A 24,296-nucleotide genomic window follows, 5' to 3' on the forward strand; every position below is an offset into this window, starting at 1 on the left:
CTAGAAAAAGAAAACCCGACAGATATGAAACTATCGGGTTTTCTTTTTTTATAGCATCAGAAATTATCTAATTGGCACATTCTCTAATTATAAATAATTCAATCCTAAGAAAATTTCCTGTTCAAGAGGCAAATCAATTTCGCTTTCAAAAAAGATCAATTGTCTCTTGAAAACCGTTTCAATCAAAAAGTGATTTCCCCTAAAATAAGTTCTTCTGATTTTTACCGGAAGTTTTGATTCGGCAACCATTTTAAATTGGTGTGGATAAACCAATGTTTTATGGCTTTCATCTTCATAATCCAACAACAAATGCGTTGCCACCTCATTTACTTCACCAAATAGTGACGCTACATATTTAGTTTGGGGATCTTCATAAATTTTTGTTGGATTACCTTTTGTAATCAATTCGCCATTTCGCATTACAATAGCCTCATCTGCAAATGACAATGCATCAGTACTGTCGTGCGTTGCGATAATACAAGTGATTCCTTTTTGCTTTAAATATCGAAATAAATTTCTGCGCAAAGCATTTTTTCTAAAAGCATCGATTTGGCTAAAAGGTTCGTCTAGCAAAATCACTTCTGGCTCAAGCGCCAAAACTCTCACCAGCGCAACCCTTTGCTGTTGTCCTCCACTCAAAAACTTAGCTTTTACATGTGAGAACTGCTCCATTTCTACCATTTCTAGCAATTCCTGAACGCGCAGTTTTTTCATATTGGCAAATCCATTCGACAAGAATTTTCCAACATTTTCCGCAACAGTTTCATACGGAGACAGATCAAAATCCTGAGCCAAGTACTTCATATAAGGCATACCTGGAATCAAATTATACTTTGGACCTAAAACTGGTTTTTCATTGTAAAAGATTTTTCCTTCATCTAAATCATACAAACCATAGATTAGCTTAAGCAACGTACTTTTCCCACAACCGCTTTCGCCAATAATAGCGATATTTTCACCTTTGTTTACGGTAAAAGAAACGTTCTTTATAACAGGTTTATCAGTGTACGAAAAAGAAATATTTTGAATATCGAGCATGAGTTGAATTTGAGAGTTCAAATTTACAATGTTTAATTTCTAAAGTCAAAAAAAAAGCTGCTTCAATTAAGAAACAGCTTTTAATAAATTTTATTGCCTTTGAAAACTATTTTCCAGCTTCGGCTTTAGCATCATTTACCATTTTGTCATTTGCAGTAATTGCAAACTCAACACGACGGTTTTGGCTTCTTCCTTCTGGAGTATCATTTGTTGCAATAGGATCAGCAATTCCTAAACCTGAAGTTTTGAAACGGCTTGCTTTTAATCCTTTTGAAACCAAATAAGCTTGAACAGAAGCCGCTCTTTGCCCTGAAAGTGTCAAGTTGTAATCTGGCTTACCAGTATTGTCAGTATAACCAAAAATTTCAATATTAGTATCTCCGTAGTCGTTAAACACAGGAACCAATTTGTCCAAATTTGCTTTTGCTTGAGCAGTCAAAGTTGATTTGTTAGTATCAAAACGAACAGCATTTTCGTTCAAAGTCAAGTGAATTCCTTCACCTACTCTTTCAACATCTGCACCAGGAAGAGCTTGATCGATTTCACGAGCTTGCTTATCCATTTTGTTTCCAATAAGGGCTCCAGTTCCTCCACCTACAGCAGCTCCAATTGCAGCTCCTAACGCAGCATTACCTCCTTTGCCTAAGTTGTTTCCTAAAATACCACCAATAACACCACCGGCAACTGCACCAATTCCGGCTCCTTTTTGTGTATTATTTGCATTTTGGACTGACTCGCAGCTTGTAAAAAAACTACTTAATACAAGTAAACTACTCAACCCTAAAACTTTTATCTTTCTCATCTGTATATATTTTTATATTAATTAGCTCTTTGAAATTGGTACACAACATCTTTTGTCTGACCACCAACATTAATATTGTCGATTAATTGAAATGAACTTTCAGTTACTCCGGCAACTTTAAGTAAATAACCGTCTCTAACTTTCTTAGCTTTTTCTCCTGCATCAAGAATTTTTAAAATAAACATACCTTGATTGTTGATACTCCATACAATTGGTGAAGAAAATGCAGTACAACTTGGAGAGGTTAAAGCCATATTTCCTTTATTGTTATTAGAAATAAAACTCCATGTACTACCAATAAAACATTTTGAATCGGCAAGATCAAATGAATTTACCTTAATGTAATCAGAACCTGGATAAGATACATTGGTTAATACCCAATTTCCTTTAAGTGCAACCTGAGTTGATTTGTCAAGTTTTGTAGAAAGTGTTGGAGACTGTGCTTCTGTTGAAGCAGTTGTTGACGAAGCCGATTTACACGCAAAAAACATCACGGCAACCAAGCATATAAAAATACTCTTCTTCATTTTTACAATTTTTTATGGATTAATATTTTGCTTTTTAACAATTATTGTACCACAAATATACGATTCGTTGAGATATTTTCTCTTCCAAAATCTATTTATTTTCTTTCAGAATTAACACTTCCGACATTTTGTCACCCAAAAAACAATTGGTATTCTATTTGAATAAATGAAAATCATTACATTAAAACTCAAAAATTAAAAAAATATGACAACAGGTAAAATTAATGTTTCAGTAGAAAACATCTTTCCCTTAATCAAAAAGTTCTTATACAGCGATCATGAAATCTTTTTGCGTGAGCTGGTTTCAAACGGAACTGACGCTACTTTAAAGTTAAAACACCTTATCAGCATTGGCGAAGCTAAAGTTGAATATGGAAATCCGATTATCGAAATCAAGGTAGATAAAGACGGAAAAAAAATCCACATTATCGACCAAGGTTTAGGTATGACGGCTGATGAAGTTGAAAAATACATCAACCAAGTAGCTTTTTCAGGAGCTGAAGAATTCTTAGACAAATACAAAGATTCTGCAAAAGATTCTGGAATTATTGGTCACTTTGGTCTTGGTTTCTATTCTGCATTTATGGTTGCTGAAAAAGTAGAAATCATTACAAAATCATACAAAGACGAACCAGCTGCACACTGGACTTGCGACGGAAGCCCTGAATTCACTTTAGAGCCGGCTGACAAAACTTCACGCGGAACTGAAATTATTCTTCATATCGCTGAAGATTCTTTAGAATTCTTAGATGATTCTAAAATCAGTGGATTGTTGAATAAGTACAACAAGTTTATGCCTATTCCAATTAAATTTGGAACAAGAACAGAAACGCTTCCTAAACCAGAAGATGCTCCGGAAGATTACGTTAACGAAACTATTGAAGTTGACAATATCATCAATAATCCAAACCCAGCCTGGACAAAACAACCTTCTGAATTATCTGATGAAGATTACAAAAACTTCTATAGAGAATTGTATCCAATGCAATTTGAAGAGCCTTTATTCAACATTCATTTAAATGTAGATTACCCTTTCAACTTGACTGGAATTTTGTATTTCCCGAAATTGGGTACAGATATGCAAATCCAAAAAGATAAAATTCAGTTGTACCAAAACCAAGTTTACGTTACTGACAACGTAGAAGGAATTGTACCTGAATTTTTAACTATGCTAAAAGGTGTAATAGATTCACCAGACATTCCGCTGAACGTTTCTCGTTCTGGCTTACAAGCGGACGGTGCAGTTAAGAAAATTTCAAACTACATTACTCGTAAGGTTGCTGATAAATTGAAAGCATTATTTAATGAAAACCGTGCTGATTTTGAAGCAAAATGGAACGACATTAAAATTGTACTAGAATACGGAATGCTTTCTGAAGACAAATTCTACGAAAAAGCAGGCGCTTTTGTTTTGTATCCAACTGTAGATGACAAATATTTCACTTTAGAAGAATTAAAAGAAAAACTAAAAGAAAACCAAACTGATAAAGATGGTAAACTTGTAGTGCTGTATGCTGGAAACAAAGATGCACAACACTCTTATATTGAAGCAGCGAAAGAAAAAGGTTACGAAGTATTGCTTTTAGATTCTCCGATTATTTCGCACTTAATTCAGAAAATTGAAAATGACAATAGAGATGTAACTTTTGTGCGTGTTGACTCAGATCACATTGATAATTTGATCAAAAAAGATGAAAATACAATTTCTAAATTATCTGATGAAGAAAAAGCAACTTTAAAAACTTCATTAGAAGCTTATATTCCAAAAGCATATAGTGTACAATTAGAAGCTATGGATTCTCAAGCAGCGCCATTCATTATTACACAACCGGAATTTATGCGAAGAATGAAAGAAATGAGCCAAACTGGCGGCGGTGGAATGTTCGGGATGGGCAATATGCCGGAAATGTATAATTTGGTTGTAAACACAAACTCCGATTTGGCTTCAAGCATTTTAAATACTGAAGACAAAACGCATCAAGAACACTTGGTAAAACAGGCTTTAGATTTAGCCAAATTATCGCAAAACCTATTAAAAGGTGAAGCTTTAACTGCTTTTGTAAAAAGAAGCTTTGAGATGATTAAATAATTTTTCATCAGAATAAATAATTTCAAAAATCCTGTAGGCACAGCTTACAGGATTTTTTTATTGCGATTCATTTTTTTTGTTACATTTGAAGACCTTTAAAATCTAACATTTAACAAAAACTACTATGAAAAAAATCACTCTTTTAGTCACAACTATTTGTGTCACAGCCCTAACTTATGTTTCCTGTTCAAGCAATGACGAGATTGCAAATCAAACTGACACAACAGCCGTTGGCGCTTCAATTACAATTGATGCCGCAAACGAAATGGACCTTAACACAGGATTATCTGTAACCAACACTTCTGGGACATCAAAACCTGCAGGGCCAGTTTGCGCAACAATTACTGTGTCAGGAACAACATATCCTAAAGTATTCACTTTAGATTACGGAACTGCAGGATGCGTTGACAACCAACTTACTAGAAAAGGAAAATTAAAGCTTACGCTTTCCGGACCAGTTACTACTACAGGCAGTAAATTGACAATCGAAAGAATTGATTACTCAATCAACGGAATAAAATTAGAAGGAACAATCGAATATACAAATACTACAACAGTTGCTACCGTACCGCAATTTACTAGAAAAGTAACAAATGGAAAATTTACTGACTTATTAGGAAGAGTTTATACAAACTCTGGATCATACACAGTAAAACAAACTGCAGGTGTTGACACTCCATTTGTTCTTGAAGACAACGTATATGAAATGATTGAAGGAACTCATACTGTAACTACAGAAAAAGGGACAACCTTGACATTGACAGTACAAGAAGCTTTAATCAAAAAATACTCTTGTTTATATATTTCAAAAGGAAAATTAAAAATCGAAGGCGGATTCCTAAAAGGAGTTATCGACTACGGAAACAATGATTGCGACAGCAAATTCACTTACACTCATGAAAGTGGCGCAACTTACAACTTACAAATGTAATAGACTCATTTTTATAAAAATACAGAAATCCCAGCTTAAAAAATAGGTTGGGATTTATTTTTTATTAAAATTTTAATCTCAACAACTACATTCAAAGTATTTTCTTTATTTTGCACCAAAATCTAAAAACCAATGAAAAAATCTATTATTGCCTTTGCCGCAATTGCCTTATTAGCATCATGCAGCAAAAAAGAAACAGCTGCTGACAACCTACACATCACAGGAAACATTAAAGGATTAAAAAAAGGAACTTTATATATTCAAAGAATTATTGACACATCACTTGTTGCAATCGACAGTATTAAAATTGATGGTAATTCTGCATTTGAACGAGATATCAAATTAGAATCTCCAGAAATGCTTTTCTTGTTTTTAGACAGAGGTGTTAGCAATTCAAAAGACAATAACATTTTGTTTTTTGCAGAACCAGGAAATATCAACATCACTACTGATTTAGACAACTTTATTTACAATGCCAAAATCACAGGGTCTAAAAACCAAGAACTATACGAAGAGTATAAAAAAATCAACAATCGTTTTAATGACGAAAGTTTAGCACTGGTTGAGCCAAGATTTAAAGCAATGAAAAGGAATGACCAAAAAGCTTTAGACAGCATTAACGCAAAAGACGATTCAAATACAAAACGAAAATATCTTTTTGCTACAAACTTTGCCCTTAACAACAAAGATCATGAAATCGCGCCTTATATTGCTTTAGCGGAGATCTACGATATCAATGTCAAATTTTTAGATACGATTCAAAAGTCAATGACTCCAAAAGTAGCGCAATCGCTTTACGGAAAGAAATTAACTAAATATGTTGCCGACATCAAAAAACAGGAACAAAAATAATTTCTGATACAAAACAAAAAACGTCCTGAAAATTCAGGACGTTTTTTTTATCAATATTTTTATTTCTGATGTCTTTAAAAGGATTATCTCCCCAGCAAAGCTCCAAGCATTGCAAGCACAAAAAACAAGGCATACAACCCCAACATCGAAACCATTAAAATTCCAATAAATTTATAGTGCGATTTTAAATACCCTAGAGAAGCCGTCAATGATTCAGAATCATTTTCTCTAAAAGCTTTTTTAGCATTCGAACCAAATCGGAACAAATAATAAACTGGGAAAAAATAAATTGCCGCCAATACTAGATACATAAAGCTCATAAGCGCTCCGAAAGAACCAGCAAAAGCGCCCATTCCCGGCATTGAATTCCCCATAGACGCAAAAATTGCTCCAGCAAAAATTGCAATGACAACAAAAAGTCCAACTCCTATAAATCCAAGAATCGACAAAAAGTAAGCCCACTTTGCGGTTTCCTTTAAAAAATCTTTTGCAGATTGATCGAGATGCAGCTCGAATTTTTCAAACACTGAGGTTTCTTCCATTATGATTAGGTTTTTGGTTAAAAAACAAACATAAGAAATTTATTGTTACAGTAATATCAAATTGGACAGGTGATAAGTTGATTTCGGGTTTCAATTTTCAGGTCCTTCTTACGTTGTCAGGCTGAGTGAAGTCGAGGCTCTTTCCTCCTATTCCTTCGACTTCGCTAAGGATGACAGTGCGCACCTCGAACCTGAATATTGAAACCACAAAAAACCAAACCTTAAATTTTGCGCAAAAAAAAACCATCACATTTCTGTAATGGTTTTTGAGCCGATAGAGGGACTCGAACCCACGACCTGCTGATTACAAATCAGCTGCTCTAGCCAGCTGAGCTACATCGGCCTATTTTGCGAGTGCAAAGATAAAAATGTTTTTTTAATATTCCAAAAAAAATTTCGCACCACTCTCTATAATTAAAAAAACCACCACATTTCTGTGATGGTTTCCGTTGAGCCGATAGAGGGACTCGAACCCACGACCTGCTGATTACAAATCAGCTGCTCTAGCCAGCTGAGCTACATCGGCGTCATTACGGGTGCAAATATAAAGCGGTTTTTCAATTTCCCAAAATAAATTTGCACTTTTTTACACTTTTTTTTGCTTATAGCGCGTTGATTTTTTCAATCAATTGATTAGCAGTTTGTTCTAATTCAACATTGATTTGTTTGAAGTGTGCTTTTTTATTTTCAACGTTCTTAGCGTTCACTTTTGTAATCAAAGTATCGAATGCAGCAATAGCTTCATCGATTAAAGCATTCGTTTCTGGAGTAGGATTTCCTGTTGTAGACATCTCAAACAAGTAAACTGCCTCAATAATATCTCCTAATACGAAATTGATGTCTTTCTTTAAATTTTTAACGTTTGCCATTTTATTATAATTTTAATTTGCGTTTGCAAAAATACACATATTCTTTATATTAACTGCTATGAAATGTAAATTTCTAAAATTGAAGCTTTTCCGCTCAAAATAAATGAATTTATCGCAGCAGGAACTAAAACAGTATCACCTTTTATATAAGTATGCTTAAAACCATCCATCTCAATTTCAAAACTTCCTTCGATACACATATATACGGTAAAAGTTTCATTTGACTTAGAAGCTTCAATTTTACTTTCTAAAGGAATTAGATTGGTTGTGAAATAAGGACAGTCAACAACTGTATTAGAAACATTTTGTTTTGTTTCGTATTTCTTTTGTGTATCGACTTTATTGTAATTGATTGCATCAAGCGCTAAATCTACGTGCAATTCTCTTTTATTTCCTTGCGCATCAACTCGGTCAAAATCGTACAAACGATACGTAATATCTGAAGTCTGCTGAATTTCGGCAACCACTAATCCTGCTCCAATTGCGTGAACAGTTCCGGTTTCTAAAAAGAAAACATCGCCAGATTTTGCTTTTACACCATCCAAAATCGAAACTAATGTATTATCGTTCAAATGTTTCAAATATTCCTCTTTGCTTGAGTTTTCTTTAAAACCAACAATAATTCTAGAATCAGCATCAGCTTGCATAACGTACCACATTTCCGTTTTTCCAAATGAATTATGACGCTCTTTAGCCAATTTATCATTTGGATGAACCTGAATAGAAAGATCTTCGCGTGCATCTAAATATTTAAAAAGAAGCGGAAACTGTTTTCCAAAACGCTCATAAACTCTTGTTCCTAGAATTTCATTTGGTGTTTCATCAATAAGCTCCATCAATGATTTTCCTTTCAAAACGCCATTTGAAACCACGCTAACATCACCTTCAACTGTAGATAATTCCCAACTTTCACCAGTAATTTTAGAAGTGATTGGTTTATTTAAAATCGTTTTTAGTTTTTCTCCTCCCCAGATTCTTTCTTTTAAAATGGGTTCAAATTGCAATGGATATAATTGTGCGCTCATTTTTTGGTTAATATCTTTATTATTTAAAATTGATTAATTCTATTTATATTGATTACAACATCAATTCTTTAATTGTGTCTAATGCTTTCGGAATATGCTTTGCCGCATTCATGCTGTCAAAAATCGAAATAACAACGCCATTTTTATCAACGATATACGTCACTCTTCCTGGCAGAAGTCCGAATAAATTATTTCGGACACCAAAAAGATGTCGCAATCTTTTATCCTGATCTGACAGCAAAATAAAAGGCAACTTGTATTTATTAGCAAATTTGTGATGAGACTTGACACTATCACTGCTGATGCCAATAACTTCAGCGCCTAAATCTTTGAAATCTTCATATTGATCGCGAAAACTACAAGCTTCGGTAGTACAACCCGGCGTGTTATCTTTTGGATAAAAATAAATTACGAGTGGTTTTCTCCCTAAAACGCTTTGGCTTTCAAAAAGTTCCCCATGACTATCTTTTGCAGTAAAATTCGGAACTATATCTCCTATTTTTAATGACATTTATTATTCTCCTTTATAAGTTACAAAATTGCGTTCGGTTTCATTCAAGACGACTTCTAAATCAAAATCAGGTTGAATTCTTTTTCTAATTTTATTCCATATCACAACAGCAATGTTTTCTGCGGTTGGATTCAAATCTTGAAATTCTGGAACATCCAAATTCAAGTTTTTGTGATCAAACGGAATCTCAACTTCTTCAAGGATGATATCCGCTAATACTTTCATATCTAAAACAAAACCAGTTTCCGGGTCAATTTTTCCTGTAACACTAACTGTCAAACCATAATTGTGACCATGAAAATTGGGATTGTTGCATTTTCCAAAAACTGCATTGTTTTTTTCATCTGTCCAATCCTTCCTGTATAATCGATGTGCAGCATTAAAATGTGCTTTTCTTGATATGGTTACTCTCATTTAGGTTTTTGGTTGCTTTGGTTATAATTTATGGTCTTCGAGATAATGATCAAATTCATCAAAAATTATCTTAAACCATACGGTATAAATTTCGGGCTGTTTTTCAATATCAGCTTTTACATCTTCAATGCTCATCCACTTCCAAGCTTCAACCTCGTCCGGATTTATGTTTGGTTCATCATTATAATAACCGATCATAACATGATCGAGTTCATGCTCTGTCAAACCGTTATCAAAAGGCGCTTTATAAATAAAATGAAAAAGCTCTTTTAATTCGGCTTTAAAACCCATTTCTTCAAACAATCTTCGGCTTCCAGCTTCAATATTACTTTCTCCTTCTCTTTGATGACTGCAACAAGTGTTTGTCCAAAGCAATGGTGAATGATATTTGTGATGCGCGCGTTGCTGCAGCATAATTTCGTTTTTACTATTTAAAATAAAAACTGAAAATGCGCGATGCAAAAGCGCTTTTTCATGTGCTTCTAATTTTGGCATTAAGCCAATCTGTTCATCGTTTTGATTAACTAGTATTACGTTTTCTTCTATCATAAGGCTTCTTAAGCAAACAAAAATACGAAAAAAGAAATGGCTTAAAAATGCTAATTAAGCTTGTCAAAAACTAGGCTCTTAACTAAATTCTTATTTTCTTGATTTACAACATTATAAATATGTTCAAAATTAAAAGCTGTTAAAATTAAGACATAAAAACTACATTGCCTTATTTTACGTAACTAATAAAAAGTTAAAACACACTTAAAAAAATCTCAATAATAACTCTGACTGTAATTTGAAGCTAAATCTCGACGTATCTTTGAAATACAGTTTAAAGCACCCAAGAACTCATGAAATCTCAAAATCTATTTTTAAACCTTTGTTTTTTACTCCCGCTTTTTATTTTGCAAGCATGCGGTCAAAACACAAAAAAAGAACCTGCAAAAACAACTTCCATGGAAAATGTAGTTACAAAACCCAGAAATCCTTATTACTCCAATACTGATACAACAAAATTAAACATAAGCAATGCCGAATGGAAAAAGGTATTGCCAGATGATGTTTACGCCGTAATGCGCGAGGCCGATACCGAAAGGCCTTTTACTGGAAAATACTGGAATACAGACAAAAAAGGAACTTATTACTGCGCTTCTTGTGGCAACAAACTTTTTAGATCGACTGCTAAGTTTTCGAGCAGCTGCGGTTGGCCAAGTTTCTTTGAGCAAGAAGACAAAAAAAGTGTAATATTCAAAAATGACAATTCTTACGGAATGGAAAGAATTGAAGCACTTTGCGGACGTTGTGGCGGGCATCTTGGTCATTTATTTGATGATGGTCCGGAACCAACCGGAAAGCGCTATTGCATGAATTCTATTGCCCTTGATTTTATTCCCGATAACAAATAATTAACTATGAAAAATACACTTTTAATCTGTTTATTTGCTTTATCAATAAGCGGATTTTCGCAAAATAAAAAACCCTCAAATTTAGAGACTATTACACTTGGAGGCGGATGTTACTGGTGCGTTGAAGCCGTTTACGAAAATTTGGATGGTGTAAAATCTGTCGTTTCTGGATTTTCAGGCGGAAATGTCGCAAATCCTACTTATGAAGAAGTCTGCACTGGCGAAACTGGTCATGCCGAAGTTGTTCAAATCACATATGACAAAAACGTAACAGATATTAATGAAATCTTCGAAGTTTTTTTCACCGTTCACGACCCAACAACCTTAAATCGCCAAGGTGCAGATGTTGGAACTCAATACCGTTCAGTGATTTTTTATAAAAACGAAGAACAGAAGAAAGCCGCACAAAGCATTATTGCCGAACTAAATAAAGCAAAAGTCTACTCTAGCCCAATTGTTACAAAAGTAGAAGCTTTTAAAATGTTTTATAAAGCTGATGATTATCATCAAAATTATTATGCCAATAATAAAAGTCAGCCGTATTGCAAAATGGTCATTCAGCCGAAAATAGAAAAATTCGAAAAAGTCTTTAAAGACAAACTGAAAAAGAAATCCTAAAAAAAAAAGGGAAATGAATGAAGTCATTTCCCTTTTTTTTATCAGCTTCAACCTTGCCAAAATTTGAAACTTTGACAAAGTTTAATGATCTCAAATTACTTTTTCGCTACTTTTTTGAATCGCATTGTTGCTACATCGCCTTCATTCAAAATTAGTTTTCCATCTTTATCAACAGAATAGCTTGTGATTTTTTTCATTTGTTGCAAAAATTGCTGTTCTCCTCCTCCATCACAAAACATTAATGTAGATGGCCCCGGCTCTCCAAAAGTTAAAGAATTTCCGCTTAATGCATAAGGCGCGCTGTATCCGTTGCAACCATTATTCCCAAAAACTTTTGTTTCTTTTTGATCAAAAGTAATTTGCGGCTTTTTATTTGGATATAATCCTTCAAAAGCAATTTTTGGCCCCGAGATATATTCTAATTCCCAAGTTACATCATAAATATCAGCAGCGCTTTTATCTTTTGATGTTGCGCAAGAGTTAAGCAATAAAGTTAAAATTGAAACGATAGCAAGTGTATATTTTTTCATAAAATGCATTTTTAAAGATTAATAAAATTTGTTTTTTGAAGATTAAAATTCTGTTATAAACATTGCATTCTCAAGATTCATGCCTTTTTAAACTAAAATTTCATTGCAAACCGAAATTTTCTGAACTCTAAGTTACGCCATTTTGTTCAAAACAATCTTAATCAAATGTTTAAATTAAAATTTGCAATTCTATTTTTTTTGTAATTTGCAAGAATAAAAACCAACAAAACTCAACAAAAAACAAAAAAATGAAGCAATTACTAGCATTCTTTGCATTCTTAACTACAATCAACCAAATACAGGCACAAGAAAACCTTCCAACGGACTATCTTTCGAAAGAATTTCACAAAGGCCGTCGTGAAGCCTTTAGAGCTTTGATGCCAGCCAATTCTGTCGCTGTAGTTTTTTCTTACCCAGAAAGAATCTTTTCACAAGACATCAATTACAATTATCACGCAAATCCAGATATGTATTATTTATCAGGCTACAAAGAAGCCGATGCTGTTTTGTTGATTTTTAAAGAACCTCAAGGAACCGAAAAATACAATGAAGTTCTTTTTGTGCGAGAAAGAAATGCTAATCGGGAAATGTGGACCGGAAGACGTTTAGGAGTTGAAGGTGCAAAATCAAAATTAGGATTTTCAACTGTTTACAACGGAAAAGATTTCAATGCTTTTGATATCAGCTTTAAAAAGTTTGACAAAATAATTTACGATAAAATCCCAACAGATTTAAACAACGACCACAGTGGCTTTGATCTTTTTGGTTTAATACAGATTTTCAAATCTAAAGCTTCGATTACACAAGAAAACGAAGCTTCAACTGATTTATTTGCCAATATCACCAACTCGCTTCGCCAAATAAAAACTCCTGAAGAACTTGATTTAATGCGCAAAACCGTAAAACTTTCCTGCATTGCACACAACGAAGTAATGAAAGCAGTTGGTCCAGACATGAGCGAAAATGAAGCTGACGGAATCCACGCTTATGTCCACAGACATTACGGTGCCGAAGGAGAAGGTTATCCCCCAATTGTGGGTGCTGGAGCAAACGGATGTATTTTGCATTATGGCGAAAACAATGCAACAAAAATCGACAACCAATTGTTATTGATGGATGTTGGTTCTGAATATCATGGTTATTCTGCAGACGTTACCAGAACCATTCCGGCAAACGGAAAATTCACTGAAGAACAAAAAGCAATTTACCAAATTGTTTATGAAGCACAAGAAGAAGTTTTTAAACTTTGCAAAGAGGGAACACCAATTCAGGCTTTAAACACAAGATCCAGAGAAATAGTTGCTGCAGGACTAATCAAACTAGGAATTATTACCGACCCAAAGGATTCAAGAATATATTACCCGCATGGATGTTCACATTTTCTTGGTTTGGATGTTCATGACAAAGGTGATTATATGGGTAATTTAAAAGAAAATATGATCCTGACTGTTGAGCCAGGAATCTACATTCCGGCAAACAGCAAATGTGATAAAAAATGGTGGAACATTGGCGTTCGTATTGAAGACGATATTTTGATCAAAAAAGATTCATATGAAAATCTTTCAGCCGAATCTCCAAGAAAATGGGAAGATGTCGAAGCTTTAGCCAAGCAAAAAAGCACTTTCAATGATATGAAATTCCCTAAAATATAAATTTGTTTTTAGCCACTGCCGATAGCTATCGGGATAAACGGGTTAAAATGATTTTCTTTTTAAAATAATCTGTGAAAATCTTTTTAATCTGTGGCAAGAAAAAATAAATTCAAAGCCTCATTTATTAATTTAAGTGAGGCTTCTTTTTTGAATTTTGACGTACTTTTGTAGTCCTAAAAATTTAAAAAATGAAAGCACTTACCTTCTCTAAATTCGGAGATTCAGAAGTTTTAAAATATATCGAAATACCAAACCCACAGCTGAAAAGCGATGAAATTTTAGTCGAAATGAAAGCCATCGGATTAAATTTTGCCGATGTTTACAGACGAAAAGGAACTTATCACTTAAAAGGGAATCCGCCTTTTATTGCCGGTTACTAAGGTGCCGGAATTGTGGTCGATGCCAATAATCATCCCGACTATAAAGTGGGCGATCGTGTGGCTTTCGCCGATGTTCCTTTTGCAAATGCCGAACTCGTTGCAGCAAACATCAATCACGTTTTGCCACTGCCGGAAAATATTTCTTTTGAAACCGCAGCTTCGATTTTATTGCAAGGATTAACCGCTCATTATTTAGCAACCGATAGCCACAAAACCACAAAAGGCGAAACAGTCTTAGTTCACGCCGTTGCTGGCGGAGTTGGCCAAATTCTAACTCAAATCAGCAAGCTTTTGGGTGCAACCGTTTTAGGATTGACTTCTTCTTCAGAAAAAGCAAAAGTTGGCTTAGAATATGGCGCAGATCATGTTTTTCTTTATAATGACGATTGGAAATCACAAATTTTTAAAGCCTTCCCAAAAGGCGTTGATGCAGTTTATGACAGCATCGGAACTACTTTAGCAGACAGCTTCGAAGTCACTAAAGAATGCGGGCAAGTTGTTTTCTTTGGAATGGCTGGTGGAGATCCCGCGACTGTAGACCCAAGAATGCTAATGGATGGTTCAAAAACCTTGACCGGAGGCGATTTATGGAGTTACTTAAATTCTAAAGAAGAAAGAATTAAACGTGCAACGCAATTATTCAGCTGGATCACAGAAGGAAAAATTAAACTTTCAGAACCAACATCTTTCAAGTTATCAGAAGGAAAATTGGCACATGATTATCTGGAAAGCAGAAAAAGCACCGGAAAAATCATTTTGATCCCGTAAATAATAATCTGGGCGTGCCACCAATAAAAAAAGGAGCCAACTATGCAAAACGCTTAGTTGGCTCCTTTTTTTATTGCTGTCGGGCTTTCGCTGCTACTTCGGTAGCTTAGCTCTATCCCTCACGCGAACTCGTTTTCAAAAACCTTTTCAGTTTCTTAATTATTTCAAAGCCTCAGCAATCATTAAGGCACATTTTTCACCATCAATTGCTGCAGAAATAATTCCACCAGCATAACCTGCTCCTTCTCCGCAAGGATACAATCCTTTTATTTGCAAATGCTCTAAAGTCAAAGGATCTCTCGGAATCCTTACCGGTGATGAAGTTCTACTTTCAGGTGCATGCAAAATCGCTTCATTAGTTAAATAACCTCGCATTGATTTACCAAATTCTTGAAATCCCTGACGCATAATCTGCGTTAAAAATCCAGGAAAAACTTGTCCCAATTCTACCGAAGTAGTTCCCGGAACATAGGACGTTTTCGGAATATCCGCAGAAACTTTGCTTTGCGTAAAATCAATCATTCTTTGCGCTGGAACCTTTTGAGTTCTTCCAGCCAAATGCCAAGCTTTTTGTTCGATACTTTTTTGAAATTCCATTCCGGCCAAAGCCCCAAATTTTGCGAAAGGCTTAAAATCTTCTAATTTTAATTCCACCACAATTCCTGAATTGGCTGTAGATTGGTCACGTTTAGATGGCGACCAACCGTTTGTAACAACCTCGCCTGGGCTTGTTGCGCAGGGTGCAATTACACCACCCGGACACATACAGAATGAATACATTCCGCGACCGTTAACTTGTTTTACGATTGAATAGGGTGCCGGAGGCAAATGTTCGCCACGGAAATCGCAACTGTATTGAATACTGTCGATTAATTCTTGTGCGTGTTCTGCACGAACTCCCAAAGCAAAAGGTTTCGCTTCTATTAAAATTTTCTTTTTATCTAATAATTCAAAAATATCACGCGCCGAATGTCCCGTTGCTAAGATCAATTTATTAGCGTGAATTTTATCGCCGTTTTGAGTTACAATTCCTTCAACTTCATTATTCCTTACCAGAATATCGCTTACGCGAGTTTCAAACAGAACCTGACCGCCAAATTCCCTGATTTTATTTCGGATATCTTCAATAATTTTTGGCAATTTATTGGTTCCAATATGTGGATGCGCTTCCACCAAAATATCTTCAGAAGCACCAAAAGCAACTAAAAGTTCTAAAATTCGAGTTACATCACCACGTTTTTTAGAACGTGTATATAATTTTCCATCAGAATAAGTTCCAGCTCCACCTTCACCAAAACAATAATTAGAATCTTCGTTTACAATATGTTCTCTGTTAATTGCTTTCAAATCGCGTCGGCGTCCGCGAACGTCTTTTCCGCGCTCAAGTACAATTGGCTTTAGGCCTAATTCTATTAATTGCAATGCAGCAAAAAGACCCGCTGGACCAGCACCAACCACAATCACTTCTTGTGCTTTGGAAACATCCTTATATTTTGGAAATTCAATTTTGGTTTCTTGAAAAGGTTCTCCCTTCAAAAAAATAACAACTTTCAAATTGATCTTAATTGCTTTCTGGCGCGCATCAATCGAACGCTTTAAAATAGTAATATGCTGAATTTCGTTTGGAGAAACTTTAATTTGTTTAGACAAATAATCTTTAAGCAACACTTCGTTTGCAGCAGTTTCTGGAGTTACCTGAAGTAAAAGTTCTCTTGGCATTGTATCTTATTTATTAGCTTTTCTTTCTATGAAAAGAAGTTGCAAAAATAACATTTTAAAATGAGATTATATGTTACTGAAAAATTTGTCCACAGATTGGATTAAAAAAGATTTCTTTCAAGAGCAGTTAGACGCACTGCAGTGCGTCTCTACAAAAAAACTTAGAATCTTAGCATCTCAGAATCTCAGAACCTTTTTCAAAAAGACTTTGTACCTTTGCAACCCTGAACCTTTGCACCTTAAAAAAATGTCTAGAAAAATAAAACTAATTTGGGATTTCCGTGGCCCGGCTTCTGCAAAAACTGCCGAACATCACGAAATTCATTTAAAAGAATATATCGCTATTGAAAAGCTTCCTTTAAATATTACAGGATTTAAAATCATCGATGACATGTACGCCATAGCTTTTATGGTTGTAACCGATGAAAATATGATTCAGGTAAGAGATGCTTTGAAACCGCATCGAGGGGAAGTGTATAGTGATCAGTAAAAGTCGCAGTCTCAGTTTTCAGTCTCAGTAAAAAACTGCAAACTGTAAACTGAGACTGTAAACTTTTTTAATCACAGCTTACAGCCTGCTAACCGAGACTGTAAACTGCGACTGTAAACTTTTTAATTAGCAACTTCACTAATAAATTTAATACGCATTAAACGCAATTCATCAATATCATAATCACCATCAAATTCTTTTAGAGCATCTTCGATTTTATCTGATTCTGATTCCATAAAGTAATCGTGAATTTCTTCTTGCTGATCGTCATCAAGCATATCATCCAACCAATATTTGATATTTAATTTGGTTCCAGAATAAACAATTTGCTCCATTTCTTTAATCAAAGCATCCATCGAAAGTCCTTTTGCAGAAGCGATATCACTTAAAGGCAACTTTCTGTCAATATTCTGAATGATGTATAATTTATTAGCGGAGTTAACTCCTGTAGATTTTACAACCAAATCGTCTGGACGGATAATATCGTTATCCTCGACATAACGGCTAATTAAAGCCACAAACTCGCTTCCGTATTTTTTTGCTTTTCCTTCTCCGACACCATGAATGTTATACAATTCCTGTATAGTTATCGGATATTTTAAAGCCATATCTTCAAGAGAAGGATCCTGAAAAACTACAAATGGAGGTACTCCAAGTTTTTTGGCTACTTTTTTACGAAGTTCACGAAGCATTCCCGTTAAAACTTCATCTGCAGTACCAGAAGCTTTCCCTCCTGTCACAATTGTTTCATCATCTGCTTCAGTATATTCATGATCTTCAGACATCATAAATGACACTGGATTTTTGATAAAATCCAAACCTTCTTTTGTGATTTTTATAACGCCATAAGTCTCAATATCTTTTGATAAATAGCCTGAAACTAAAACTTGTCGCAATAATGCCATCCAGTATTTTTCGTCATGATCTGATCCTGAACCAAAAAACGATTGTGTATCTGTTTTATGTGCTTTTATCACAGCGTTTACACGCCCGATTAAAGTAAACACAATTTCTTTTGATTTATAAATATGTTTGGTATCGCGAACAATTTCAAGCAATTTGACCACTTGCTCTTTCGCTTCCACTTTATGTTTTGGATTACGAACGTTGTCGTCCATATCGGCTCCTTCACCCGTTTCGCTGTCAAATTCTTCTCCGAAATAATGAAGAAGGAATTTTCTGCGTGACATTGAGGTTTCGGCGTAAGCCACAACTTCCTGCAAAAGTGCAAAACCAATTTCCTGTTCAGCAACTGGTTTTCCAGACATGAATTTCTCAAGCTTTTCTACATCTTTATAAGAGTAATAAGCAAGACAATGTCCTTCACCACCATCGCGTCCGGCACGACCCGTTTCTTGATAATAACTTTCAAGTGATTTTGGAATATCGTGGTGAATTACAAAACGAACATCTGGTTTGTCAATTCCCATTCCGAAGGCGATTGTTGCTACAACAACATCTACATCTTCCATCAAGAACATATCTTGATGTTTGGCTCGTGTTTTTGCATCTAAACCTGCATGATACGGAACAGCGCTGATTCCGTTAACTTGTAAAACTTCGGCAATCGATTCTACTTTTTTACGGCTTAAGCAATAAATAATTCCCGATTTTCCTTTATGTTGTTTGATAAATCGAATAATATCCGACTCAATGTTTTTCGTTTTGGTGCGAACTTCATAAAATAAGTTCGGTCTGTTGAATGATGCTTTAAAAGTATTTGCATCAGACATATCAAGGTTTTTCAGAATATCTTCCTGAACTTTTGGGGTTGCAGTTGCGGTAAGCCCAATAATTGGCACTTTCCCTAATTGTTTAATTATATTTCTAAGATTCCTGTATTCCGGCCTAAAATCATGTCCCCATTCTGAAATACAGTGTGCTTCGTCAATTGCAACAAAAGAAATTGGCACACTTTGCAGGAACGCCACATACTCTTCTTTTGTCAATGATTCGGGAGCTACATATAAAAGCTTGGTTAAACCAGAGCTGATATCTTTTTTAACTTGGGCAATTTCAGTTTTAGTAAGCGAGGAATTTAAAACGTGGGCAATTCCGTTTTCTGAAGAAAGGCTTCGAATCGCATCGACCTGATTTTTCATCAAAGCAATTAAGGGTGAAACAACAATAGCTGTTCCGTCCTGAATTAAAGCGGGTAATTGATAACAAAGAGACTTTCCACCGCCCGTAGGCATAATTACAAAAGTATTCTTCTTATCTAAAATACTCGTAATGACTTGCTCCTGCAAGCCCTTAAATTGGCTAAAGCCGAAATACTTCTTTAATTCCTTGTGTATTTCAATTTCGTTTGAATTCATTCTTTATTTTAATGGATATTTTTGTATAAATTTGCAACACATAAAGATACAACTTTCTTTTATACATACAAATTTTAAATATTCTGTTTTGATCTCAAAAGAAAATATATTGGCGATTGCCAAAAAAACAATACTATCTGAAAGTGAGGCAATTACAAAATTAATTGATTTTCTTGACGAAAATTTCTACGAAGCTGTCCAGCGGATTTATGAAACCAAAGGCCGTTTGATTGTTACCGGAATAGGAAAAAGCGCTATCATCGCTCAAAAAATGGTAGCCACTTTCAACTCTACAGGAACTCCCTCTATGTTTTTGCATGCCTCAGAAGCCATTCATGGCGATTTAGGAATGATTCAAAATGAAGACATCATTATCTGCATCTCAAAAAGCGGAAATAGTCCGGAAATTAAAGTGTTAGTTCCGTTATTAAAACGTTTTGGAAATACTTTAATTGCTATGACAGGAAACATAACTTCCTTTTTGGCAAAAGGCTCAGACTATGTTTTAAACACAACTGTAGAAATCGAAGCTTGCCCAATAAACCTTGCGCCAACAAACAGCACAACTGCTCAACTGGTTATGGGAGACGCATTGGCCGTGTGTTTGATGGAAATGCGTGATTTCAAACCTGAAGATTTTGCAATTTATCATCCGGGAGGTGCTTTAGGCAAAAAATTGTTGCTTCGAGTAAAAGATATGATTGAGCACTCGTTAAAACCAATGGTTACACCAGAAACCTCAATCAAAAAAGCAATTTTCGAAATTTCTGAAAAAAGATTAGGTGTAACAGTTGTTATTGAAAATGGCAAAATCGTCGGAATTATTACCGATGGAGACATCCGACGAATGCTAAATGACGTAGATACTATTGCGGACTTAACTGCCAGAGATATTATGTCAAAAAATCCTAAAACAATATCTTCGGAAACTATGGCGGTTGACGCTTTGAATATTATGGAAGATTTTTCGATTACACAATTAATCGTTGCTGATAACGGCGAATACAAAGGAGTATTACATTTACATGACATTTTAAAAGAAGGAATCGTATAATGGCAAAGAAAAATCTTGGCGAAATGTCATTTTTGGATCATCTTGAAGAACTAAGATGGTTATTGGTTAGAAGTACACTTGCAACATGCATTATGGCATTTGTTACTTATTTTATTAGTGATTATTTGTTTGATCAAATTATTTTAGGCCCAATTCGGCCAACATTTTTTACCTATGTTTGGTTTTGCGACTTATCGCATTCATTAGGATTTGCAGATAGCATTTGTATCACAGAACTGAATTTCATCATTCAGAATACCGAAATGGAAGGCCAAGTAAACATTTTTGTGTGGATGTGTCTTCTGGCAGGTTTCATATTGAGTTTTCCTTATATTTTATGGGAAATCTGGAAATTTATCAGTCCGGCTTTATATGAAAAAGAAAGAAAAAATGCGAAACTATTTATATTCGTTTCATCATTGCTTTTCTTTTTAGGCGTATTGTTTGGGTATTTTGTAGTAATCCCAATGTCGGTGAATTTCGTTGCCACTTTCTCTGTAAGTGATGTTGTAAAAAACCAATTTACGCTCGAATCGTATATGGGAATGGTCAAAACGAGTATTCTTGGAAGTGCAATCTTTTTTGAATTGCCAATCGCTATTTATTTCTTAACCAAGTTAGGATTAGTAACTCCTACTTTCTTAAGAAAATACTGGAAATATGCTGTAGTAATCATTTTGATTATCGCCGCAATCGTAACACCACCGGATGTTGTAAGCCAAACCATTGTGGCAATTCCGATGTTGATTATCTACGAAGTAAGTATCCTTATTTCAAAAATTGTTTATCGAAATAAATTAAAAGAAAATGTCTGATATAGTTCAAGAATTTAACGACTATCGTTCTAAAATGAACGAAAAATTATTAGCTGACAATAATAAAATTGTAAAGCGAATTTTTAACCTTGACACAAACGCATACGCTCCCGGAGCACTTGACGTAAAAACAAAAGAACTTTTAGGTTTAGTTGCATCAGCTGTTTTGCGTTGCGACGACTGCGTAAAATATCATTTAGAAACAAGCTACAAGGAAGGAATTTCTAAAGAAGAAATGATGGAAGCTATGGGAATCGCAACTCTTGTTGGCGGAACAATCGTTATCCCTCATTTAAGAAGAGCTTACGAATTTTGGGAAGCACTTGAAGAGCAAGGCAAATAATTAGAGAATGAGATAATTAGTCAATTAGATAATTTTCATACAATATGTTAATTCCTTTAATTGATTAATTTATTTTATCTTATTTTGCCAACAGAGATAATAATTATCTCATTATCAAATTGACACATTATCTAATTAAGATATTATCTAATTAAAAAAATGAAGCTAAGAGCCGATAATTTAATCAAAACATACAAAGGCCGAAGTGTTGTAAAAGGAATTTCTGTTGAGGTAAATCAAGGGGAAATTGTGGGACTTTTGGGTCCGAATGGTGCTGGAAAAACCACTTCTTTCTATATGATTGTAGGATTGGTAAAACCAAATATGGGGAATATTTATCTTGATGATTTGAATATTACCGATTATCCTATGTACAAACGTGCACAGCAAGGAATTGGTTATTTAGCACAAGAAGCTTCGGTTTTTAGAAAATTAAGTATCGAAGATAACATCTTGAGTGTTTTACAATTAACAAAACTTTCTAAAGAAGCTCAGATTGCCAAAATGGAAAGTTTAATTGAAGAATTCAGCTTAGAACATATTCGCACCAACCGAGGTGATTTACTTTCTGGAGGTGAACGTCGTCGTACGGAAATCGCACGCGCATTAGCAACTGATCCAAAATTTATTTTATTGGATGAGCCTTTCGCCGGAGTTGACCCGGTTGCGGTTGAAGATATTCAGCGAATTGTTGCACAATTAAAAAATAAAAATATCGGAATCCTTATTACTGATCACAACGTTCAGGAAACTTTAGCAATTACCGATAAAACATACTTAATGTTCGAAGGAGGAATCCTAAAAGCCGGAGTTCCGGAAGAATTGGTTGAAGATGAAATGGTTCGCCGTGTTTATCTTGGACAGAATTTTGAACTTCGTAAAAAGAAACTTGAGTTTTAAAAAAAGTATTCAGTCGCAGTTTTCAGTCTCAGTGAATACTGAAAACTGCAACTAAAAATTCTTTACAAAAACACTGAAAACTGCGACTGTGACTGCAAACTTACTCTACTGTAATAAACTGCAATTGTTCTAAATCTCCGTTATAAATATTAACATCAACGCGATGTTTGATTCCCGGCAAAGATGCTTTTTCTGTAAACTGCCAGAAAAGCCAATCGTCTTCTATTTTTTCTCTGTAAAAATTGTAATTCGCAATCCAGAATAAATATTCGCTAAATTCTTCTTTTAGAAAATCCGAATAATATCTTTCGCCCGAATAAATTATCGGACGAACCTGATAATGTTTTTCGACTTTAGTCAACCAACGCTTCAATCCTTTTTTCAAACTGTCTAAAGGCTGATTTTTTGGCAATTTTTCAATATCCAAAACTGGAGGAAGATCGCCTTTCTGCAATTTCACCGTTTTAATAAAAAGATTCGCTTGTTCAATGGAGTTTTCATTTGGACGATAATAATGATATGCCCCGCGCATAATTTTATTTTCTTTTGCACCTTCCCAATTTCTTTTGAATTGCCTATCCACATAATCATTTCCGGCAGTTGCTCGAATGAAAACAAATTGCACCGGATATTTTTCATCCAGAATTTCAACTTCTTCCCAATCCACTTTTCCTTGAAATTCAGATACATCAAACCCCACCACTTTTCCTTTGTGATTTTCGAGAACACGAATATTACGAACATCTGAAAGATGTTTATCAACTTCATTCTCATCTAAAGTATTATCTGATTTAAATCCGAGGTAATACGCTAATCCGGCACGATAATGATATATTGTTCCAATGAAAAGCACTATTAAAAAGGAATATACAATAAACCGAATCAGCTTGCTTAGAAAAGATCTGCCGGCCGGTTTTCTTGCATATGTTTTACGGTAAGTTGTTTTTCTTGCCATTACAATGTAAACTACTTCTTCAAAAACAAATTATTTACGATTGACAGCAATACATAAAAAATGATAATAACTGGAATTGCCCCAAACTGAAGCAATAAAAGCAGAACAAGAGAAATTGCTAAAAACACAATTTGCAACACATTATCCTTGAAAGTAAACTTTTTAATTTTTAACGCAAACAAAGGAATCTCTGCATTTAAAATATAAGCACTGCACAATGTAATCGCCAATAAAACATACTGATTCGTTAAAATTTCAAGCAACATCAACGAGTCTGAAAATTTCAAAACCAAAGGCAAGCTTAAAATAAACAATGAATTTGCAGGAGTTGGCAAACCAATAAACGAATCGGTTTGACGTGTATCGATATTGAAATTTGCCAATCGATAACAAGAACCCAAAGTAACGATAAATCCAAGAAACGGAATCGCTGGATTTGTTCCTAACTCGTGCGCGCTATTTAGAAACAAAGTGTACATAACATAACCTGGTGCAACACCACTGGTAACCATATCTGCCAAAGAATCCAACTGTAACCCTAGCGGACTTGAAACTTTGAATAATCTGGCAAAAAAACCATCAAAAAAATCAAAGAAGATTCCCAAACAAACCATATAAAAAGCCATTTCATAGTTAAATGAATCTCCTGTTTCAACAGCTTTGGAAATAAAAACAATGGCCACACAGCCACAGAAAAGATTTATTAAGGTAATTAAATTAGGAATGTGTTTTTTGATATTCATCTTTTTAAATTTTG

27 protein-coding genes and 2 tRNA genes are annotated in these 24,296 nt (G+C 34.7%); 13 read left to right on the forward strand and 16 right to left on the reverse strand.

Going from position 1 to position 24,296, the window contains the following annotated elements; genetic code table 11:
- Positions 1 to 87: 87 nt before the first annotated feature.
- The 3 genes from H600_RS0104990 to H600_RS0105000 form a co-directional block, all read right to left on the reverse strand.
- Positions 88 to 1,038 carry an ABC transporter ATP-binding protein gene (locus tag H600_RS0104990; RefSeq protein WP_026727764.1) on the reverse strand — a complete coding sequence of 317 codons (951 nt, stop codon included), beginning with the start codon at positions 1,036 to 1,038 and terminating at the stop codon, positions 88 to 90.
- Positions 1,039 to 1,144: 106 nt separating this feature from the next.
- Positions 1,145 to 1,840 (reverse strand): YiaD family glycine zipper/OmpA-like lipoprotein, encoded by a 696-nt coding sequence (locus H600_RS0104995; protein WP_026727765.1) that lies wholly within the window; start codon positions 1,838 to 1,840, stop codon positions 1,145 to 1,147.
- A gap of 17 nt (positions 1,841 to 1,857) precedes the next feature.
- Positions 1,858 to 2,367, reverse strand: a complete 510-nt coding sequence (locus H600_RS0105000) for a lipocalin family protein (protein WP_026727766.1) — start codon at positions 2,365 to 2,367, stop codon at positions 1,858 to 1,860.
- 205 nt (positions 2,368 to 2,572) lie between these two features.
- Here H600_RS0105000 and htpG point away from each other — a divergent pair, with 205 nt between their 5' ends.
- From htpG to H600_RS0105015, 3 genes are all read left to right on the forward strand, one after another.
- Positions 2,573 to 4,456, forward strand: coding sequence for a molecular chaperone HtpG (gene htpG, locus H600_RS0105005; RefSeq protein WP_026727767.1), 1,884 nt, complete (start codon positions 2,573 to 2,575; stop codon positions 4,454 to 4,456).
- A gap of 124 nt (positions 4,457 to 4,580) precedes the next feature.
- Complete coding sequence (locus H600_RS0105010) at positions 4,581 to 5,387, forward strand: hypothetical protein (RefSeq protein ID WP_026727768.1); 807 nt, start codon at positions 4,581 to 4,583, stop codon at positions 5,385 to 5,387.
- Positions 5,388 to 5,519: 132 nt separating this feature from the next.
- Positions 5,520 to 6,239, forward strand: coding sequence for a DUF4369 domain-containing protein (locus H600_RS0105015; protein ID WP_026727769.1), 720 nt, complete (start codon positions 5,520 to 5,522; stop codon positions 6,237 to 6,239).
- Positions 6,240 to 6,322: 83 nt separating this feature from the next.
- Here the strand turns inward: H600_RS0105015 and H600_RS0105025 are convergent, their stop codons facing one another.
- From H600_RS0105025 to idi, 8 genes are all read right to left on the reverse strand, one after another.
- A complete protein-coding gene (locus tag H600_RS0105025; protein ID WP_026727770.1) occupies positions 6,323 to 6,781 on the reverse strand; it encodes a hypothetical protein in 459 nt (152 codons plus the stop codon).
- Positions 6,782 to 7,050: 269 nt separating this feature from the next.
- Positions 7,051 to 7,124: transfer RNA gene (locus H600_RS0105030), tRNA-Thr, on the reverse strand.
- 109 nt (positions 7,125 to 7,233) lie between these two features.
- Positions 7,234 to 7,307, reverse strand: a tRNA-Thr gene (locus H600_RS0105035).
- Positions 7,308 to 7,383: 76 nt separating this feature from the next.
- Complete coding sequence (locus H600_RS0105040; RefSeq protein WP_012022371.1) at positions 7,384 to 7,650, reverse strand: hypothetical protein; 267 nt, start codon at positions 7,648 to 7,650, stop codon at positions 7,384 to 7,386.
- Positions 7,651 to 7,706: 56 nt separating this feature from the next.
- On the reverse strand, positions 7,707 to 8,675 hold the full coding sequence (locus tag H600_RS0105045; protein ID WP_026727771.1) for a type I phosphomannose isomerase catalytic subunit: 969 nt from the start codon (positions 8,673 to 8,675) through the stop codon (positions 7,707 to 7,709).
- A gap of 52 nt (positions 8,676 to 8,727) precedes the next feature.
- Positions 8,728 to 9,186 (reverse strand): peroxiredoxin, encoded by a 459-nt coding sequence (locus H600_RS0105050; protein ID WP_026727772.1) that lies wholly within the window; start codon positions 9,184 to 9,186, stop codon positions 8,728 to 8,730.
- 3 nt (positions 9,187 to 9,189) lie between these two features.
- A complete protein-coding gene (locus H600_RS0105055; protein WP_026727773.1) occupies positions 9,190 to 9,600 on the reverse strand; it encodes a 6-carboxytetrahydropterin synthase in 411 nt (136 codons plus the stop codon).
- Positions 9,601 to 9,621: 21 nt separating this feature from the next.
- Positions 9,622 to 10,149: an isopentenyl-diphosphate Delta-isomerase gene (idi, locus tag H600_RS0105060; RefSeq protein ID WP_026727774.1), complete on the reverse strand. Its 528-nt coding sequence runs from the start codon at positions 10,147 to 10,149 to the stop codon at positions 9,622 to 9,624.
- A gap of 293 nt (positions 10,150 to 10,442) precedes the next feature.
- On the opposite strand from idi, the gene msrB reads away from it, so the two are divergent.
- Entirely contained in the window at positions 10,443 to 10,997 is a 555-nt protein-coding gene (gene msrB, locus H600_RS0105065; RefSeq protein WP_026727775.1) for a peptide-methionine (R)-S-oxide reductase MsrB, read from the forward strand.
- Positions 10,998 to 11,003: 6 nt separating this feature from the next.
- Positions 11,004 to 11,615 carry a peptide-methionine (S)-S-oxide reductase MsrA gene (gene msrA, locus H600_RS0105070; RefSeq protein WP_026727776.1) on the forward strand — a complete coding sequence of 204 codons (612 nt, stop codon included), beginning with the start codon at positions 11,004 to 11,006 and terminating at the stop codon, positions 11,613 to 11,615.
- A 95-nt stretch (positions 11,616 to 11,710) separates the two neighbouring features.
- Here the strand turns inward: msrA and H600_RS0105075 are convergent, their stop codons facing one another.
- Positions 11,711 to 12,145, reverse strand: a complete 435-nt coding sequence (locus H600_RS0105075; protein WP_026727777.1) for an META domain-containing protein — start codon at positions 12,143 to 12,145, stop codon at positions 11,711 to 11,713.
- Between the two features lie 248 nt (positions 12,146 to 12,393).
- Here H600_RS0105075 and H600_RS0105080 point away from each other — a divergent pair, with 248 nt between their 5' ends.
- The 3 genes from H600_RS0105080 to H600_RS21850 all read left to right on the forward strand — a co-directional run bounded on the left by H600_RS0105080 (position 12,394) and on the right by H600_RS21850 (position 14,945).
- Positions 12,394 to 13,797 carry an aminopeptidase P N-terminal domain-containing protein gene (locus H600_RS0105080; protein WP_026727778.1) on the forward strand — a complete coding sequence of 468 codons (1,404 nt, stop codon included), beginning with the start codon at positions 12,394 to 12,396 and terminating at the stop codon, positions 13,795 to 13,797.
- A 188-nt stretch (positions 13,798 to 13,985) separates the two neighbouring features.
- Positions 13,986 to 14,177 carry a hypothetical protein gene (locus H600_RS23155; RefSeq protein ID WP_245176538.1) on the forward strand — a complete coding sequence of 64 codons (192 nt, stop codon included), beginning with the start codon at positions 13,986 to 13,988 and terminating at the stop codon, positions 14,175 to 14,177.
- A 12-nt stretch (positions 14,178 to 14,189) separates the two neighbouring features.
- Positions 14,190 to 14,945 (forward strand): zinc-binding dehydrogenase, encoded by a 756-nt coding sequence (locus tag H600_RS21850; protein ID WP_245176539.1) that lies wholly within the window; start codon positions 14,190 to 14,192, stop codon positions 14,943 to 14,945.
- 159 nt (positions 14,946 to 15,104) lie between these two features.
- Here H600_RS21850 and H600_RS0105090 read toward each other — a convergent pair whose 3' ends face one another.
- A complete protein-coding gene (locus H600_RS0105090) occupies positions 15,105 to 16,664 on the reverse strand; it encodes an NAD(P)/FAD-dependent oxidoreductase (protein WP_026727779.1) in 1,560 nt (519 codons plus the stop codon).
- A gap of 247 nt (positions 16,665 to 16,911) precedes the next feature.
- On the opposite strand from H600_RS0105090, the gene H600_RS0105095 reads away from it, so the two are divergent.
- Positions 16,912 to 17,154 (forward strand): hypothetical protein, encoded by a 243-nt coding sequence (locus H600_RS0105095; protein ID WP_026727780.1) that lies wholly within the window; start codon positions 16,912 to 16,914, stop codon positions 17,152 to 17,154.
- A gap of 122 nt (positions 17,155 to 17,276) precedes the next feature.
- On the opposite strand, the gene recQ is transcribed toward H600_RS0105095, so the two are convergent.
- Positions 17,277 to 19,472, reverse strand: coding sequence for a DNA helicase RecQ (recQ, locus tag H600_RS0105100; RefSeq protein WP_026727781.1), 2,196 nt, complete (start codon positions 19,470 to 19,472; stop codon positions 17,277 to 17,279).
- Positions 19,473 to 19,560: 88 nt separating this feature from the next.
- Here recQ and H600_RS0105105 point away from each other — a divergent pair, with 88 nt between their 5' ends.
- From H600_RS0105105 to lptB, 4 genes are all read left to right on the forward strand, one after another.
- Positions 19,561 to 20,526: a KpsF/GutQ family sugar-phosphate isomerase gene (locus H600_RS0105105; RefSeq protein WP_026727782.1), complete on the forward strand. Its 966-nt coding sequence runs from the start codon at positions 19,561 to 19,563 to the stop codon at positions 20,524 to 20,526.
- Complete coding sequence (gene tatC, locus H600_RS0105110) at positions 20,526 to 21,341, forward strand: twin-arginine translocase subunit TatC (RefSeq protein ID WP_026727783.1); 816 nt, start codon at positions 20,526 to 20,528, stop codon at positions 21,339 to 21,341. Before H600_RS0105105 ends, tatC begins: the two co-directional genes overlap by 1 nt.
- A complete protein-coding gene (locus tag H600_RS0105115) occupies positions 21,334 to 21,684 on the forward strand; it encodes a carboxymuconolactone decarboxylase family protein (protein ID WP_026727784.1) in 351 nt (116 codons plus the stop codon). Before tatC ends, H600_RS0105115 begins: the two co-directional genes overlap by 8 nt.
- A gap of 159 nt (positions 21,685 to 21,843) precedes the next feature.
- A complete protein-coding gene (lptB, locus tag H600_RS0105120) occupies positions 21,844 to 22,584 on the forward strand; it encodes an LPS export ABC transporter ATP-binding protein (protein ID WP_026727785.1) in 741 nt (246 codons plus the stop codon).
- 100 nt (positions 22,585 to 22,684) lie between these two features.
- Here lptB and H600_RS0105125 read toward each other — a convergent pair whose 3' ends face one another.
- Both H600_RS0105125 and H600_RS0105130 read right to left on the reverse strand, forming a co-directional pair.
- Positions 22,685 to 23,539, reverse strand: coding sequence for a glycoside hydrolase family 25 protein (locus H600_RS0105125; protein ID WP_026727786.1), 855 nt, complete (start codon positions 23,537 to 23,539; stop codon positions 22,685 to 22,687).
- Positions 23,540 to 23,550: 11 nt separating this feature from the next.
- On the reverse strand, positions 23,551 to 24,282 hold the full coding sequence (locus tag H600_RS0105130) for a CDP-alcohol phosphatidyltransferase family protein (protein ID WP_026727787.1): 732 nt from the start codon (positions 24,280 to 24,282) through the stop codon (positions 23,551 to 23,553).
- Positions 24,283 to 24,296 lie beyond the last annotated feature (14 nt).

It is taken from the genome of Flavobacterium denitrificans DSM 15936 (genome assembly GCF_000425445.1).
In the GTDB taxonomy this organism is placed as follows: Bacteria; Bacteroidota; Bacteroidia; order Flavobacteriales; family Flavobacteriaceae; genus Flavobacterium; species Flavobacterium denitrificans.